This window comes from Streptomyces sp. NPDC031100, assembly GCF_055570785.1.
This window is the reverse complement of record NZ_JBVIGN010000003.1, coordinates 643,219-659,511: the sequence shown is the minus strand read 5'-3', so window position 1 is coordinate 659,511 and position 16,293 is coordinate 643,219. Positions and strand designations below refer to the sequence as shown.

Here is a 16,293-nt window from a genome sequence, read left to right as displayed (position 1 = left end):
CTGCCACCATATGTCAGTGAAGTCCAGCCGCCTTGTCTCGATCCTGCTCCTGCTCCAGACCCGGGGCCGGATGACCGCCGCCCGGCTTGCCGAGGAGCTGGAAGTCTCCGTGCGCACCGTCTACCGGGACATCGAGGCGCTGAGCGCGGCGGGCGTCCCGCTGTACGGCGACGCGGGCCACGCCGGCGGCTACCGTCTCCTCGACGGCTACCGCACCCGCCTGACCGGCCTCACCACCGGCGAGGCCGAGGCCCTGTTCCTGGCCGGCGCCCCCGGCCCCGCCGCCGACCTCGGACTCGGCCCGCTCCTGGCCGCCGCCCAGCTCAAGGTCCGCGCCGCCCTGCCGCCCGAACTACGCGGCCACGCCGACCGGATCAGCGGCCGCTTCCACCTCGACGCCCCCGGCTGGTACGCCGACGCGGACGACACCCCCCACCTGGCGGCCGTCGCCGACGCCGTCTGGAACAGCCGCGTCCTCGACGTCCGCTACCGCCGCTGGCGCGAGCCCACCGACGTCCGCCGCCGCCTCGAACCGTACGGCCTGGTCCTCAAGGCGGGCCGCTGGTACGTGGTCGCAGGACCGGGCCCGCGCACCTACCGCGTCGACCAGATCCTCGAACTGACAGCGACGGACCAGGAGTTCACCCGGCCCGACCACTTCGACCTGGCCGCGTACTGGTCGGCGTACCAACGCGACTTCCACGACCGCCTGCACCGGGGCGAGGCGGTGGTCCGGCTGGCCCCCGGCGCCCGCCTCACCGGCCCGGCGGGCGAGGCCGTACGCGCCGGCGGGCGCCCGGAGCCGGACGGCTGGACCCGCGCCACCGTCCCCATCGAGTCCCTCGACCACGCGCACGCCGAGTTCCTGCGCCTCGGCACCGACATCGAGGTCCTGGCACCGGCCGAGCTGCGCGACCGGATCGCCCGCACGGCGGCCCAACTGGCCGAGAGATACGGCAACTTCCGCATGGACGGCGGCGACTGAGGGGCGGTCCCCGGTGCGGGTGGGGACCGCCGAAGAAGAGGTGAGGTGCAGTATCCCTGTCGGCCTATTCCAGAAGCTCCGCGTACGAGCCCATCGCCAGCGCGATGTCCGCCTCCGCCCAGAAGCGGTGGTACGTGAAGACGGGCGCCGCGCCGCCCTTGAGGTAGGCCTCGATCTTCGACCAGGCCGGGTCGTTCTTGTAGAAGGACCGGATCGAGGAGAACGTCGAGGAGGAGTTGATCGCGTCGCCGTTCGGCATCTTCCCGCTCCAGCCGCTCGGCACGTACACGCTGTCGCCGAACCTGCTGTAGTCGCTGCGGGTCTCCGGAACCGCGATGCCGAGGCTGTCCTGGTAGGCGGCCCACATGCCGTCCAGCAGCGCCTTCGCGGTGGACTTCGCCGTCGCGTCACCGGACTTGGCGGCGTAGTAGGTGAGCGTCTTGGCGTAGGCGGCCGTCACGCCGACGTCGTTCGTGTAGTCGGCGACGGTGACGTGCAGTCCGCTGTTGGAGCCTGGACTCGAGGCGTTCCAGGTGTCGGGCCGGCCCGACACCTGGAGGGTGGAGGGGATCCGGTAGGTGCCGTCCGGGTTGACCGTGGTCTTGGACAGCGCCCACTTCACCCACTTGTCGAGGACCGCCTTCGCGGTGGCGTTCCCGGTCTGCTGGTAGTACTCGGCGACCCGCTCCATCGACCAGGCCTGGAACCCGAACCACTGGTTCGAGGGCGGGTCGTGGTAGACGGGCTGCCAGTCGTAGTACATGCCGTAGGGATCGACGCCTACGTGTGGATGAAGCCCCCGGGCGAGTCCGACGGCTCCAGCAGCGCCCTCCCGAACGACGAGGGCAAGGGCTTCGATCGCATGTGCGACCCGACGTACACGGGCAACGCCCGCAACGGCAACAACATGTCCGGCGCCCTGCCGAACGCCCCGCTGTCCGGGCACTGGTTCTCCGCCCAGTTCCAGCAGCTGATGCAGAACGCGTACCCGCCGCTGTCGTGAGCGGGTGAGCACCCGCCGGGGTCAGTCCGCACTCACCGACAGGCCCCGGCGGATCGCCGTCTCCACCGCCGAGTAGGTCCCGTCCGGGCGGTCCAGTTCGTACGGCACCGCCGGGGACAGCGGTGGCTGCGCCATGAAACGGGGGCGTGTGCCGTGGTGCGGCTGGGCCGCGTGCACCAGGAACGGATGGCACAGGTACACATCGCCCGGCTGGCCCGTCGCGTACGCGAGCGGCCGGTGTGCGGAGGCGGCTGCCACCTGCGGGCCCAGCTCCAGGAAGGACGCGCCCGCCTCGCCGTACGGTGCGAGGATCCGGGGCACGTCCCGGTGCGAGCCGACCCGGATCCGGGTCGGGGCGTCGGCCTCGGTGACCTCGCTGAACAGGAACAACATCAACAGAGCACGGTCCCGCGAGCGCAGATTGGCGTGGTAGTGCGCTTCACCCTCGGGCAGATAGCTGCCCTCGATGTGCCAGCCGGCGTCGTCCGGCTCCTCGGGGTGCGGGAACCGGAGGGGGAAGCTGCCCAGCGAGTAGCGTGGCTCCCACCGTCCCGCGCCTACGAGCACATCGAACGCCTCATGCAGAGCAGGAGAGTTGGGCGCCGCCGCGAAGGGGCCCTGTGCCATGCCGGGCACCCACACCACCGGGTCCTTCCAGGTGCCGGGGTCGTCGGGGTCGTACCCCGTCTCCCGCCACAGCAGCCGCGCACCGTCCTCGGCGATGCGCGGCGGGAAGGCGCCCTCGATCTTCACGAACCCGTCTTCGAGGAAGCGTTCCACCAGCTTGTCGTCCATCGGCCCATCGTCGTCGCACCCTTTGCCGGGGCGCATCCTGTTTTTGCCGGACCGGCAATACCGCTGGCCCGCGGCCGGTGTGCCGTCGCACGCTGACCGCATACCGACGAGAGGCTGAGCACATGGCGCACGACCACCACCGGCACGAGCACGGCCACCGGCACGCGCACGACACCGACATCGACTGGAACGAGATGGGCCCCCACCTGGAGGCCCAGGCGGAGCTGTTCACCCCCGTCTACGAGCGAGCCATGGCCTGGCTGGCGAAGGAAGTGACGGAGCCGGGGCTGATCGTCGACGCGGGCAGCGGTCCCGGTGTCGTCGCCTGCCTGTTCGCCGAGGAGTTCCCCGGCGCGCGGATCGTGGCCGTCGACGGCACGGAGCCGCTGCTGGAGCGCGCCCGCGCCCGCGCCGTACGGCAGGGCGTGGCCGACCGCTTCGACACCCTTGCCGGTGAACTGCCGGACGTGCTGGGCGAGTTGGACTACCCCGCCGATCTGCTCTGGGCGAGCCGCAGCCTGCACCACCTAGGCGACCAGCAGGCCGCGCTCGCCGCGTTCGCCGACCGGCTCGCCCCCGGCGGCACCCTGGCTCTCCTCGAAGGCGGCCTCCCCTCCCGCTTCCTGCCCCGTGACATCGGCATCGGGCGCCCCGGACTCCAGGCACGGCTGGACGTGGTGGAGGAGGAGTGGTTCGCCCGGATGCGGGCCGACCTGCCCGGCTCGGTCGCGGTGACCGAGGACTGGCCGGCCCTGCTGACCTCCGCCGGTCTGCGGCACACCCGCACCCGCACCTTCCTGCTCGACCTGCCCGCCCCGGCGACCGACCGGGCCCGCGCCTACGTCGTCGCCTCCCTGTCCCGGGTGCGCGATGTGGTCGCCGAGCGCCTGGACGCCGACGACATCGCCACCCTGGACCGCCTGCTCGACCCGGCCGACCCGGCGAGCGTCCACCGCAGGCCGGACGTGTTCGTGCTGGGCGCGTACACGGTCCACACGGCGGTACGGCCCGTATAGCGCCGGGCTCAGCACCACCCCGGCCGTGCATACACACTCACCCGGGCCCCTCGGACCGTCCGCGTCCCGCACTCCTCGAAGGACGCGGAGAGGACCTGCCGTTTGACCGTCTCCCGGGGGTTCGCGTCCAGCGGTTGCCCAGCGGGATCACGCAGGACGACGATCCGCCGGGCGGTGAGCATCCGCGCGCGGATGACGGAGGGCCCGGCCTCCGTGCCGTACAGCGTGTCGGAGTCCCCGGGGGCGCGCTCCAGGGCGAGGTCGCGCAGACCGTGTACCGCATGGGGGTCGACCAGCGACCACACGCGGCGCCGGCCCGGCAGGTACAGGACACCGTCGGAGCCCTCGCCCGCCGAGCGGACGGCGGCGGCGACGGCGGTGACGTCGTCGAGACGGCTGTCCGGGGTGCGCAGGTACAGGGTGACGGGCACCAGCGCGGCCACCGCGGCCCCGGCGGCCAGTACCGCTCCGGCCCGCAGCCCGCGGCCGGTCCGCAGCAGCCGGTCCAGGGCCGCGCCGGCCAGCAGCGCGGTCCCGGCCTGGCCGTAGAGCACGTACCGGTCGACGTACAGCGGCTTCAGCAGGGACACCAGCATCAGCAGCAGGCCGGGCAGTACGCACAGCGGCAGGGCGACTGCGACCAGGTCCACCTCCTGGCCGGGCGTGCGCTGCCTCCGCAGCAGCGCCGCGCAGGCTGCCCCGAGCAGGGCGACCCCGGCGAAGCCCAGCAGCGCCCCCGTGGCGAGCCCGCCGATCCAGGCGACCTGGTCCGACTGGCGCATACTGCAGACGGCCAACGGTGCAACGCCGACCGCCACCGCGCCCGCGGCGAGCGCCCACCCGCGCCGGACCGCGCGGGGCACCGCCACCGCGTGCGCGAGCAGCGCCAGTACGGCGAACTCGTGCAGCAGACAGGCGCCCAGCAGGACGGCGGCGTACCCGGCCCAGGCCCGGCCCGTCCCCAGGCGCGCTGCGCGGACCAGCAGATACGACGCCCAGACCACCAGCATGCTGACGACTGCATACGATCTGCCTTCTTGTGCGTACCGCTGCACCTGCGGCAGCAGGCCGAACGCCACCCCGGCGAGCAGCCCCGCCCCAGGGCCCGCGAGCCGCACCCCGAGCAGTGCGAGCAGCCCGGCCGCAACTGCGGTCGCCAGCACGGACGGCAGCCGCAGCACCAGCAGCGGATCAGCTGCGCCGAAGACGCCGACGACACGGAACAGGCCGTACATCAGCAGGTAGTACAGACCGTGCACCGCGTCGGCGTGCTCCAGCGTCCCGCCCAGCTGCGACAGCGGGCGCCGCGCCATGTCGTACGTCACCGCCTCGTCCCGCCACAGACTGCCGCCGCGCCGGACACCCCACAGACCGAGGGCGAGCGAGAGCGCGACGGGGGCGAGTACGGCGAAGGCAGGGGCCGGACCGGCCGGGCTCGGGGCGGACGGGCGTGTGGTTCGTGGGATCTGGAGGGTGGCGATGACGGACTCCGGTGCGTGGAGGGAAGGGCGCGGCTCCGTGAGGAGGGCCGCGCCGAGGTGCACCGACGAGTCGAGGCGGCGGACGATTGATGGGCAGCCCCTGTCCGGCTCACCAATCAATCGCCATACGGGCGTTGTTAACGTGGAGGACGGTCACGGTCGACGGGGGAGACGTTGCATGGGGCGTCGGGAGAAACCGCTGGATCCGGCGGCGGGAGCGGTGCAGCGGTTCGCGTACGAACTGCGCAAGCTGCGCGACGAGGCCGGCACCCCGACCTACCGTGCGATGACGGCGCGAGCCGGCTACTCCGGCCCCACCCTGTCCGCGGCGGCGGCCGGGGAGCGGCTGCCCTCGCTGCCCGTGCTGCGTGCCTACGTCACCGCGTGCGGCGGCGACACCGAGGAGTGGGAGCGGCGCCGGCGTGCGGCCACCGCCGAGGCCGCCTCCCTCCCCGCCCCCGACGACGAGACCGACAGCCCGTATCCGGGACTCGCCCGGTTCGACACCGCGGACCGGGACCGCTTCCACGGCCGCGACGACCTGATCGCCGAACTCGCCGCCCTCACCCGCCGCACCCGCGTCTGCGCCGTCGTCGGCGCCTCCGGCAGCGGCAAGTCCTCCCTGCTGCGGGCCGGACTGATCCCCGCACTGCGCGAGGACGCCGACCCCACCGAGCGGCCCGCCGCGATCCGCGTCCTCACCCCGGGCCCCCACCCCGCCCGCACCCACGAGGCCCTGTTCACCCCGCACGACGGCCCCGGCGACACGGTCCTCGTCGTAGACCAGTTCGAGGAGATCTTCGCGCTCTGCCCCGACCCGGCCGAACGCGAGCAGTTCCTCGGCCGGTTGCTCACCGCACTCGACCCGGCGACCCGGCTCCGCGTCGTCCTGGCCGTGCGCGCCGACTTCTACGGCCGCTGCGCCGACCACCCCGAACTCGCCCGCGCCCTGCGCGACTCCACGCTCCTGCTCGGCCCACTGTCCGAACAGCAGCTGCGCGAGGCGGTCGTACGGCCCGCCGCCGCGCACCGGCTCATCGTCGAACGCGCCCTCAGCACACGGATCGTGGCCGACGTCGCCGGCGAGCCGGGCGGACTGCCGCTGATGGCCCACGCCCTGCGCGAGGTCTGGCGCCGCCGCACCGCCAAGACCCTCACCCTCGCCGCGTACGAAGCCGTCGGCGGGGTCCGCGGCGCGGTCGCCCACACCGCCGAGGACGTCCACGCCCGCTGCACCCCGGCCGAGGCCGACGCCCTGCGCGCCCTGCTGCTGCGCCTGGTCACCCCCGGCGACGGCACCGAGGACACCCGCCGCCCGGCCGACCGCACCGAACTCGGCACGGACGAGACCACCGCCCGCGTCCTCGAACGCCTGGTCCGCGCCCGCCTGTTGACCGTCGACGGCACCACGGTCGACCTCGCCCACGAGGCCCTCCTGCAGGCCTGGCCGCGGCTGCGCGGCTGGATCGACACCGACCGCGAACGCCTGCGCGCCCACCGCCGGCTCACCGAAGCAGCCCTCTCCTGGGCCGAGTTGGACCGGGACATAGGAGCGCTGTACCGCGGGGTGCGGCTCACCGAGGCCCGCGAGATGTTCCAGGAGAGCGGGCGACCGGGGGAGTTGAACCGGCTCGAGCGCGACTTCCTCACGGCGAGCGTCGCCTCGTACGAACGCGGCAGGCGCAGCGCCGCCCGTGCCGCGCGCCGGCTGCGCGGGCTCATCGCCGCGCTCGCGGTGCTGCTCTGCGCGGCCCTGGTCACCGGTGCGGTCGCCTGGCGGCAGAGCGGGGTCAGCGCACGGCAACGCGACGAGGCGGAGGCCCGCCGGGTCGCCGCCCTCGCCGGCACCCTGCGCGCCACCGAACCCCGCACCGCCCAGCGCCTGGCCCTCGCCGCGTGGCGCACCGCCGACCTGCCCGAGACCCGGCAGGTCCTGCGGACCGCCGCCGCGCAGAGCGAGCAGGACGTGTTCACCGTGCCCGAAGAGGGCGGCCGCTCGCTCAACGCGCCGTACTGGCTCAGCGCCGACGGCCGGATCCTGACGACGGTGGCGCACGACCGGGTGGCGCAGTGGGACGTGCGCACCCACCGCCGTATCCGGGTCGTACGGCGCGCAGGTCTGTCCGCGGGCGTGAGCGGGCTCAGCGGCGACGGCAGGCTGATCGCCTACCGCGGCCCGCACCACCGGGACCTGCTGATCGCCGGCCTCACGGACGGCAGCACCCACCGCCTCGACACCGGCTCCTGGACCGACACCGACGGCGCGTTCGGACCGAGCGGCCGCACCTACCTGCTGCGGGGACAGACGACCGGCGAACGCGCGACGCTGACGCTGTGGGACGTACGCACACGACGCGTTCTGCTCCGCTACGACCGGGCCGACCGCGACGGCTCGCTGCCGGTGCTCAGCCCCGACGAGCGCCACATCGCCTGGTGCACCGGCTACGGCGAGCGGCTGCGCATCCTCGACGTCGCCGAGCGGCGCCTGGTGACCGTCCCGGTCCCCGCGGCGACCGAGCACCTGCTGTGCCGGGGCGACGAGCTGACCTTCACCTCCGACAGCCGGGCCGTGGCGACCGTGGTCTCCGACGCGGTCGTGAGCTGGGACTTCCACACCGGTCGCGAACGCCCCCGGCTGCCCCTGCCGGGCGGCACCGCCGTGGAGTTCGTCGGCGACTACGCGTTGACCTGGACCGCGTACTCCTCCCTCGCCCTGTGGCGCACGGACCTGCCGGCCCCCGCCGACGACGGTCCGCGTGAACCCCTGCTGACCGTCCCCCTCGCCACACCGTCGCTCACGGGCCTGCGCCTGGACCTCGCCGACGGCGTGCTGCGCTACGCGCAGCAGACGCGTACCGCTGCCGTCGGCACCATCGGGTTGCATGGGCTCGTGGGCGGGGCGTGGCGGGAGAAGGCGGTGAGCCGGGCCGCGTTCGACCGGGAGGGCCGGCCCATGCGGCCCGGACCCGCGCCTACGCAGGATCGCATGGCCCTCGACCCGTCCGGCCGCTACGCCCTGACCACCGACGGCACGCTCGTCGACGCCTCAACAGGCAGGCGGCGCAAGGGAGTCGCGGGAGTGAAGGGGGAGGACCATCTGGTGGCGGGCGCCTTCAGCCCCGACGGGAGGTATGCCGCTGTCGCCGACTTCCGGGGCCGGGTCACCCTGTGGGACGCGCGTGCCTGGCGCCGGACCGCCGTGCTGCGGGCGGTCGGCTCCACGACGCAGCGGACGGCCCTGGCCTTCTCCGCCGACGGCTCGCTGCTCACGGCCGGGGCGCCCGACGGGTCCGTCGAGGTGTGGGAGACGGCCTCACCCCGCCTGCCTGCGGCGAGGCTGCCGGTCGGCGACGGGCCGGTACTGGCCCTCGGATTCCCGCAGCACGGCGAGGAATTGCACGTCGCCACCGCTCATCTGGCCGACCGCACCCGCCCGTTGGAGCCACGCCTGGCCGCGGCCACGGTGTGCGCGCGGACCGGAACGGGGCTGACCGAGGCGGAATGGCACCGCTACCTCCCCGCCGTGCCGTACCGCCGCACCTGCGACGGCACTTGACTTGGAGAGTGCTCGAAGTGATGGACTCCCGTTCGTTCACCGACACGCAGGGGGAAACCATGAACGACGCTCCGGTCGCGCTCATCACCGGCGGAGGCAGCGGTATCGGCGCCGCCGTCGCCCGGCAGCTGCTGGATGCCGGGTACCGGGTCACCGTCACCGGGCGCGGGGAGCAGCGGCTGCGGGATTTCGCCGAGAGCATGGGGAATCCCGACGGGCTGCTGACGGTCGTCGGTAGTGCGTCGGCCTTCGACGACGTACAGGATGCGGTCGGCCGTACGCTCAAGGCATACGGCCGACTGGACACCGTCGTCGCCAACGCAGGCTTCGCCACGCACGACACCGTCGCCGAAGGCGACCCGGCCGGCTGGACCGAGATGGTCCTCACCAACGTCCTCGGCCCCGCTCTCCTCATCCGCGCCTCCGTCGACGCGCTCAAGGAGACCCGCGGCCGGATCGTGCTGATCGGCAGCGTCGCCGGGTTCGTGCACGGCCCGGGCAACTTCTACGGTGCCACCATGGGGGTACCGCCCGCTCGAGCGAAGCCGAGAGTGGGGGAGGGCGGTCACCGGACTCGCCGAGAACACCCGGCGCCAGGTCACGGAGTTCGGCATCGGTGTCACGCTGGTCGCCCCCGGCCGGGTGGAGACCCCGTTCTGGGACAGCTACGGGAGCCTGCCCCCGGGGCACCTCCTGACCGCGGACCAGATCGCCGACTCGGTGGTCTGGGCGATCCGGCAGCCGGCCGGGGTCGACGTCAACACCGTGGTCGTACGCCCGCTGGGCCAGCCCAACTGACGTACGCACGGCCTTAGTTGTTCGCGATGAACTGCTTGGCCAGCTGGTCTCCGAGGGACACGGCGGCGCTGTGGCTCTCGATGGGGGAGACCTTCGAGTTCTTGAACAGGATGTAGGTCACGCCGGAGTCGACCCCGCCGGTGGCCGGGTCGGGGTCGATGCCGAGCGCCTTGGCGGTGGCGTACGAGGCCTCACCGATGATCTTGGTAGGGCCGGTGTCGCCGACGACGGCGTACTCGACCTTGTTGTTGTAGATGACGGCTACCACGCCGCCGCCCTTGATGCCGGCGCTGGAGTAGTTCCAGATGCTGCTGGAGCTGGGGACCACGACGTACGGCAGCGACTCGGCCTTCAGCGGCTTGCCGTCGGACTGGTGGAAGGCGGTGTCGTCCTGGTACCAGGGGTCGCGGTTCTCGTTGCAGTTGGTGGTGCGCTGGCCGTCGCAGTCGATGTCCATGTCGGCCTTCCAGAACACCGCGCCGTTCTTGCCGCACACGGGGATCGTGGCCGAGGTCTCGTCGTCGGTCTTGTACTTGCCGTTGGAGATCTGCGAACAGGACGTCACCTTGGCGAGCAGGTCGGCCGCGCTGACCGAACCCTCCTGCACGGAAGCGGGTGCGCGATGGCCGGAGGCGTGGGCGGGCAGCACTCCGGCGGCGAGGAGGGCGGCCCCGGAGGCCGTGGCGAGGGTCAGTGTTCGAAGACGCACTGTGGGGGACCCTTCTGTTAGGAAAGTTTCCTTACCAGCTGCCGTACAAGGTGGCCCCATCCGCATGTCCCCGTCAAGCCTGTGCGGGGAAGTCGCTCGACCCTTGCAGGGGATGTCGCGCGAGTCGTGCGCTTTGCGGGGTTCTACTCCCGGGAGAACACTGGTCGTGTCGGACTGGGAGGCGAAATGTCATGTTCGTGCGCACCGTCTATGTGACCGGCGACCCCGCGAAGATCGACACGGCTGTCAGGGCCCTGAACACGGAAGGGCGCGAGCTGCTCCAGGAACGTCCGGGCTACCGCGGAGCCGGGGTCTTCGTGGACCGGGATCTCGGCAAGCTGCTGGGCGTGAGCTGGTGGGAGACCGAAGAGGCGCGGCGCAACAGCGACGAGGTCATGCGCCGGCGCAGGCAGGGCCTGCTGGAGCCGTTCGCCGGCACACTGACGGTGGAGAACTTCGAGGCGGTGGTGTACCAACCGCTCCAGCCGCCGCGCATGGGCGGCGGACTGCGCATCACGCGCGTGGAGTTCGACCCCGCGGACGGCGACCTGGTCGCCGAGACCTTCCGGTCGACCGTGCTCCCGCGGCTCGAGACCCTGCCCGGCCTGGCCACGGCCGCCCTGCTCGTCGACGGGGACCGCGGCACGGGCCAGGTCGGCACCCTCTGGGTCGACCGTGACGCGATGGTGGCCTCGCGGGCCGGCCAGGCGGCGGCCCGGCACGAAGGCGTCGCCAAGGCGCATGTGAACGTCGTCGGCCTGGAGGAGTTCGAGGTCGTGCACACGGACGTGCACGTCGGCTGACCCCGTCCGGACGGGCGCCCGAATACGCCCCTCCCGAAGGGAAGTTCAGGAAACGCCTCCCGCAGAGGAGTTCAGGAAACAGCTCGCGTAGAGGAGTTCAGGAAACAGCTCCCGCAGAGGAGTCCAGGAAACGGCTCCCGCAGAGGAGTCCAGAAAACGGCCGTCCGCCCCGCCGCTCGGGCGGAGCGGACGGCCGTTCGCCGGGCGTCGGTCAGCCCATGTCGAAGGTGGCCGGGTCCGGGCCGAGCCGCCGGTCCTCGTTCAGGGCACTGATCGCCGCGAGGTCCTCGGTGTCCAGGCTGAAGTCGAACACCTCGATGTTCTCCTTGATCCGCGACGGCGTCACGGACTTCGGGATCACGATGTTGCCCTGCTGGATGTGCCAGCGGAGCACGATCTGGGCCGGAGTGCGGTTGTGCTTCTGCGCGATGGCGACGACGGCCGGCACCTCCAGCAGGCCCTTGCCCTGGCCGAGCGGCGACCAGGCCTCGGTGGCGATGCCCTGCTCCGCGTGGAACGCACGCGCCGCGCGCTGCTGCAGGTGCGGGTGTAGTTCGATCTGGTTGACCGCCGGGATGACGGAGGTCGCGTCGATCAGCCGTTCCAGGTGCTCGGGAAGGAAGTTGGACACGCCGATCGCCCGGACGCGGCCGTCGGCGTACAGCTTCTCGAACGCCTTGTAGGTGTCGAGGTACTTGCCCCGGGACGGCAGCGGCCAGTGGATCAGGTACAGGTCCAGATGGTCGAGACCCAGCTTCTCCAGTGACGCGTCGAACGCGCGCAGTGTGGCGTCGTACCCCTGGTCGCTGTTCCAGAGCTTGGTGGTGACGAAGATGTCCTCACGGGGCAGGCCGGAGGCGGCGATCGCCTTGCCGGTGCCCTCTTCGTTGCCGTAGATCGCCGCTGTGTCGATGCTGCGGTACCCGGCCTCGAGCGCCGTGGCGACGGCCCGCTCGGCCTCGTCGTCCGGCACCTGCCAGACGCCGAAGCCCAGCTGGGGCATCTCGACGCCGTTGTTGAGGATTTTCGGGGGGACCTTGCTGCTCACGAGCTTCTTGATCCTTCGGTTGTCGACAGGTGGTACTCCCATCGTCAACGATCACGCGCCGCTCTGCATTCCTGACCGTGGAATCCGCACCGACTGACCGGTGAGTCAGTTTTCGGAAGCCCAGATTGGCCGGAAACGCATCCGACGTTCTCGGTCCGGACCATTGACCGCGGCCCGTCATCCCGCGACTCTGTATCGCGCCACCGGACGTGTGACTGAACCCGGTGCATGCATGTGAACGGCTGCTGACATGGCCGTTGCTGCCTTCTGAGAACCCCCATCCCTCAGGAAAGCGGGTACGCGCACATGAGCAAAACCCTGTCCACGGCCTCTCGTACGGCCCACCCGGACCCCCAGACATCCGATGAAAAGGCGTGGCAAAGCCCCGCGTACCAGGTCGTGGAGACCGCCCTTGAGGTGACCGCCTACGCCCTCGCCGACCGCCGCACGCCCGAGCCGCCCCAGGCCTCATGAGCACGACCGTCCCGCCTGTAACGGGTGCTACGACGGCTACAGACGACGCCCCGACGGCTGCGCGCTCCGGCAGCCCCACGGCCGCACCGCACCCCAGCGGCCCGACCCCCGCGTCGCACACCGGCGACACCGCCACCCTGCCGCCCGCCGACGCAACCGCGGCCCCCTGGTCCCGCGCCGAGTTCACCGAGCGGCTGCGCGCCGTGAACGCCGCTCGGTATCACGACCGGCACCCCTTCAACCTGCGGATGCACCGCGGCGAGCTGACCCCGGCCGAGCTGCGCCGCTGGATCGCCGCCCGCTTCCACTACCAGCGGCACATCCCCGTCAAGGATGCCCTGATCCTCGCGGGGCTCGACCGGCCCGAGCAGCGCCGCCTCTGGCTGCGCCGCATCCGCGACCACGACGGCACGGGGGACGGCGGCCCCGGGAGCGAGGGCGGCATCGAGCGCTGGCTGCGGCTCGGTGAGGCGGCCGGCCTCAGCCGCGAGGAGCTGTGGGACGCCTCCCGGGTGCCGCCCGGGGTGCGGTTCGCGGTCGAGGGCTACGTCACCTTCTGCCGGCTGCGCCCCACCCTGGACGCCGTCGCCGCCTCCCTGACCGAACTGTCCGCGCCGGACCTGATGCGCACCCGCATCGCCGCCTTCGAACGACACTACCCGTGGATCGACCCGGCCGGTCTCGCCTACTTCCGCACCCGTGTCACCCAGGGTGCCCGCGACGGCGACGAGGCCCTCGCCCTGGTCCTCGACCGAGCCCGCACCCGCGAACAGCAGGAACGGGCGGTGGCCGCGCTCACCTTCAAGTGCGAGGTGCTGTGGGCGCTGCTCGACGCGGTGGACGGGAGCGGCACGTGACGGCGCGGCACCCCGCCCGGGGCGGGACGGCCTGGCGCCCTGCCCTCGCCCGGGGCGTGGTGCTGCGGCACGACCCGGTGCGGGGCGCGGATCTGTTGCTGCTGCCGGAGCGCGTGGTCGTCCTGCACGGCCGCGCGGGCACCGTCCTCGGGCTGTGCGACGGCAGCCGGAGCGTGTCCGGCATCGTCGCCGCGCTGACCGCACGCTTCCCCGGCGCACCGGTCGCCGCCGAAGTCCCGGACTTCCTGGCCGGGTTGCGGAAGGAGGGCTGTCTGACATGAGCGTCGCCCCGCCGTGGGCCCTGCTCGCCGAACTCACCCATGCCTGCCCGCTGCGCTGCGGCTACTGCTCCAACCCCGTCGAACTGGTTGGTCGGTCAACAGAGTTGGCCACCGAGGAGTGGGCCGGGGTGTTCCGGCAGGCGGGCGCCTTCGGCGTCGTCCACACCCATCTGTCCGGCGGCGAGCCGCTGCTGCGCCGCGACCTGCCCGACCTGGTGGCCGCCGCCGACACGGCGGGCCTGTACACCCAGCTGGTCACCAGCGGGGTGGGCCTGGGCGAGCGGCGGCTGGCCGCTCTGGTCGCGGCCGGTCTGCGCAGTGTGCAGCTGTCCGTGCAGCACACGGACCCCGCCGTGGCCGAACGCATCGCGGGCGTACGGTCGTTCGCGGCGAAGGAGCGCGCGGCCCGGCTGGTCCGCGAGGCGGGCCTGCCCCTCGGCCTCAACGCCGTCCTGCACCGCGCCAACCTCGACGCGCTCGACGACCTGGTCCGGCTCGCCGTGGACTGGGGTGCGGACCGGCTGGAACTGGCCCACACCCAGTACCACGGCTGGGCGCAGCGCAACCGGGCCGCCCTGCTGCCCACACAAGGCCAGGTGGAGCGCTCCCGCTCGGCCGTCGCCCGCTGGCGCGAACGGCTGGGCGATTCACTGGATTTGGTGTGGGTGGCTCCCGACCTGGTGGACGCCACCGCGAAACCGTGCATGGGCGGCTGGGGCCGCATCTCGCTCACCGTCGCCCCCGACGGCACCGCCCTGCCCTGCCCGGCCGCGGCCACCCTGCCCGGCCTGGACCCGCCGAACGTCCGGGACCACCAACTGGACGAGATCTGGCGGGAGTCGAAGGCCTTCAACCTCTTCCGGGGCGAGTCCTGGATGCCCGAACCCTGCCGCGGCTGCGCCCTGCGCGGCATCGACCACGGCGGTTGCCGCTGCCAGGCGTACGCCCTCACCGGCGACCCGGCCCGCACCGACCCCGCCTGCCGGCACGCCCCGGACCACCACCTCGTACAGGACCTCGTGCACGGGCCCGGGCGGCTCGCGTACGCCTACCGACAAGCCCCGCACGAAGGAGGACCATGAGACGCCGACGCCTGCGGGCGGCCCTCGCGGCACTCGCGCTGACCACGGCCGGCCTGGCCGCCTTGCCCGCCGCCGTGCCCCCGGCCGTCGCCGCCCCTACCCCGCACCGGCCGGCCGCCGCCCGCGACTGGTCCACCGCCCTGATCGACTCCACCATGGCCCGCTACACCCCGACCACCATCGGCGGCTGGTCGTACCCGGTCGGCCTCTACCTCTACGGCCAGTACCTCACCTACCAGCGCACCCACGACGCGCGCTACCTCGCCTACATCCAGAGCTACGTCGACCGCTTCGTGAAGAGCGACGGCTCCATCAGCCAGTCCTTCAACAACCTGGACAGCATGCAGGCGGGCCGTCTGCTGGTGATCCTGCACCACGAGACGGGCCAGGACCGCTACCGCAAGGCGGCGAAGAAGATCCGCGACCGCCTGAACACCTACCCGCGCACGAGCGAGGGTGGCTTCTGGCACGCCGACACCAGCAGCCGCGCCCACCAACTCTGGGCGGACGGCGTCTACATGGTGAACCCGTTCCTCGTCGAGTACGGCAGGGAGTTCGGCGACAGCGCGTACGCGGACGACGAGGCGGCCAGGCAGCTCACGGTCTACGGCGGCCATCTCCAGGTGGCGAACGGGCTGCTCAAGCACGCCTACGACGAGTCGGGGACCGCGAGCTGGGCCGACCCGCGGACCGGACTCGCCCCCGAGCACTGGTGCCGCGCGGTCGGCTGGTACTCCATGGCGCTCGTCAACGTCCTCGACGCGATTCCGGCGAACCAGCCTCGTCGGCCCCAACTCCTCGGCATCCTCCGGCGCCTGGCGGCCGGCCTGGAGAGGTACCAGGACCCGGCAAGCGGCCGCTGGTTCCAGGTCATGGACAAGGGGAGCAGGAGCGACAACTGGACCGAGACGTCCTGCTCCAGCATGTTCACCTACGCCCTCTCGCGCGGCGCCCGGCAGGGGTATCTCGACCCGCACTACGCGGCCGTCGCCCGGCGCGGCTACGAGGGCGTGCTGGCGAGGGTCTCGGTCGGCGCCGACGGTCGTACGAACCTCACCGACATCTCCGTCGGCACGAACGTCGGCGACTACGCGTACTACGCCGCCCGGACCCGGGCCACGAACGACTTCCACGGCCTGGGCGCCTTCCTGATCATGAACGAGCAACTGCGAGGAGAGTAATGTCATGAGCACGACAGACGAGCACTCCTGGGCGCCACTCTGGGCGGCGCGAGCGAAGCCGAGCGTGGGGGAGGACAGCAGACCATCGAGCTGAAGCTCGCGATCGCCGACATTCGCCCGAAGTGGGGCATCTACCGCTCCCTCGGCGACACCTCCGGCTCCCTGCAGAACACCTACCTGCTGCTCGCCAATCTACGCGGCTACCAACTCGCCTGAGGAGCCGT

At 72.4% G+C, this 16,293-nt stretch carries 13 protein-coding genes and 4 pseudogenes; 12 read left to right on the top strand and 5 right to left on the bottom strand.

Annotated features, from left to right (window positions below):
* Positions 1 to 16: 16 nt before the first annotated feature.
* Positions 17 to 985, top strand: coding sequence for a helix-turn-helix transcriptional regulator (locus ACZ5DS_RS10885; RefSeq protein ID WP_468235936.1), 969 nt, complete (start codon positions 17 to 19; stop codon positions 983 to 985).
* A gap of 64 nt (positions 986 to 1,049) precedes the next feature.
* Here the strand turns inward: ACZ5DS_RS10885 and ACZ5DS_RS10880 are convergent.
* Positions 1,050 to 1,754: pseudogene (locus tag ACZ5DS_RS10880) on the bottom strand (glycoside hydrolase family 48 protein); the annotation flags it as partial.
* On the opposite strand from ACZ5DS_RS10880, the pseudogene ACZ5DS_RS10875 reads away from it, so the two are divergent.
* Positions 1,749 to 1,988, top strand: a pseudogene (locus ACZ5DS_RS10875) (cellulose 1,4-beta-cellobiosidase); the annotation flags it as partial. The pseudogenes ACZ5DS_RS10880 and ACZ5DS_RS10875 overlap by 6 nt on opposite strands.
* Positions 1,989 to 2,009: 21 nt before the next feature.
* Here the strand turns inward: ACZ5DS_RS10875 and ACZ5DS_RS10870 are convergent.
* Positions 2,010 to 2,783: a phytanoyl-CoA dioxygenase family protein gene (locus ACZ5DS_RS10870; RefSeq protein ID WP_468235934.1), complete on the bottom strand. Its 774-nt coding sequence runs from the start codon at positions 2,781 to 2,783 to the stop codon at positions 2,010 to 2,012.
* 122 nt (positions 2,784 to 2,905) lie between these two features.
* On the opposite strand from ACZ5DS_RS10870, the gene ACZ5DS_RS10865 reads away from it, so the two are divergent.
* Positions 2,906 to 3,799: a class I SAM-dependent methyltransferase gene (locus ACZ5DS_RS10865; protein WP_468235931.1), complete on the top strand. Its 894-nt coding sequence runs from the start codon at positions 2,906 to 2,908 to the stop codon at positions 3,797 to 3,799.
* An 8-nt stretch (positions 3,800 to 3,807) separates the two neighbouring features.
* Here ACZ5DS_RS10865 and ACZ5DS_RS10860 read toward each other — a convergent pair whose 3' ends face one another.
* Positions 3,808 to 5,343 carry a glycosyltransferase family 39 protein gene (locus ACZ5DS_RS10860; protein ID WP_468235929.1) on the bottom strand — a complete coding sequence of 512 codons (1,536 nt, stop codon included), beginning with the start codon at positions 5,341 to 5,343 and terminating at the stop codon, positions 3,808 to 3,810.
* Between the two features lie 115 nt (positions 5,344 to 5,458).
* Here ACZ5DS_RS10860 and ACZ5DS_RS10855 point away from each other — a divergent pair, with 115 nt between their 5' ends.
* The gene (locus ACZ5DS_RS10855; RefSeq protein ID WP_468235927.1) at positions 5,459 to 8,836 is read left to right on the top strand and encodes an nSTAND1 domain-containing NTPase; all 3,378 of its coding nucleotides are present in this window, start codon (positions 5,459 to 5,461) and stop codon (positions 8,834 to 8,836) included.
* Between the two features lie 59 nt (positions 8,837 to 8,895).
* Positions 8,896 to 9,634 (top strand): annotated as a pseudogene (locus ACZ5DS_RS10850) (SDR family oxidoreductase).
* A gap of 13 nt (positions 9,635 to 9,647) precedes the next feature.
* Here the strand turns inward: ACZ5DS_RS10850 and ACZ5DS_RS10845 are convergent.
* Entirely contained in the window at positions 9,648 to 10,343 is a 696-nt protein-coding gene (locus tag ACZ5DS_RS10845; RefSeq protein ID WP_468235924.1) for a glycoside hydrolase family 75 protein, read from the bottom strand.
* A gap of 191 nt (positions 10,344 to 10,534) precedes the next feature.
* Between ACZ5DS_RS10845 and ACZ5DS_RS10840 the strand changes: the two genes are divergently transcribed.
* Positions 10,535 to 11,146, top strand: a complete 612-nt coding sequence (locus ACZ5DS_RS10840; protein ID WP_468235922.1) for a hypothetical protein — start codon at positions 10,535 to 10,537, stop codon at positions 11,144 to 11,146.
* 211 nt (positions 11,147 to 11,357) lie between these two features.
* On the opposite strand, the gene ACZ5DS_RS10835 is transcribed toward ACZ5DS_RS10840, so the two are convergent.
* The gene (locus ACZ5DS_RS10835; RefSeq protein ID WP_468235920.1) at positions 11,358 to 12,194 is read right to left on the bottom strand and encodes an aldo/keto reductase; all 837 of its coding nucleotides are present in this window, start codon (positions 12,192 to 12,194) and stop codon (positions 11,358 to 11,360) included.
* Between the two features lie 306 nt (positions 12,195 to 12,500).
* Between ACZ5DS_RS10835 and pqqA the strand changes: the two genes are divergently transcribed.
* The 6 genes and pseudogenes from pqqA to ACZ5DS_RS10805 form a co-directional block, all read left to right on the top strand.
* Positions 12,501 to 12,668, top strand: coding sequence for a pyrroloquinoline quinone precursor peptide PqqA (pqqA, locus tag ACZ5DS_RS10830; RefSeq protein WP_468235917.1), 168 nt, complete (start codon positions 12,501 to 12,503; stop codon positions 12,666 to 12,668).
* Complete coding sequence (gene pqqC / locus ACZ5DS_RS10825) at positions 12,665 to 13,525, top strand: pyrroloquinoline-quinone synthase PqqC (RefSeq protein ID WP_468235915.1); 861 nt, start codon at positions 12,665 to 12,667, stop codon at positions 13,523 to 13,525. Before pqqA ends, pqqC begins: the two co-directional genes overlap by 4 nt.
* Positions 13,522 to 13,806 (top strand): pyrroloquinoline quinone biosynthesis peptide chaperone PqqD, encoded by a 285-nt coding sequence (pqqD, locus tag ACZ5DS_RS10820; protein WP_468235913.1) that lies wholly within the window; start codon positions 13,522 to 13,524, stop codon positions 13,804 to 13,806. Before pqqC ends, pqqD begins: the two co-directional genes overlap by 4 nt.
* Positions 13,803 to 14,888 (top strand): pyrroloquinoline quinone biosynthesis protein PqqE, encoded by a 1,086-nt coding sequence (pqqE, locus tag ACZ5DS_RS10815; RefSeq protein ID WP_468235910.1) that lies wholly within the window; start codon positions 13,803 to 13,805, stop codon positions 14,886 to 14,888. The genes pqqD and pqqE overlap by 4 nt, the downstream gene beginning before the upstream one ends.
* Positions 14,885 to 16,069, top strand: coding sequence for a glycoside hydrolase family 88/105 protein (locus tag ACZ5DS_RS10810; protein ID WP_468235908.1), 1,185 nt, complete (start codon positions 14,885 to 14,887; stop codon positions 16,067 to 16,069). Before pqqE ends, ACZ5DS_RS10810 begins: the two co-directional genes overlap by 4 nt.
* Positions 16,070 to 16,180: 111 nt before the next feature.
* Positions 16,181 to 16,285: pseudogene (locus tag ACZ5DS_RS10805) on the top strand (Tat pathway signal sequence domain protein); the annotation flags it as partial.
* Between the last annotated feature and the right edge of the window lie 8 nt (positions 16,286 to 16,293).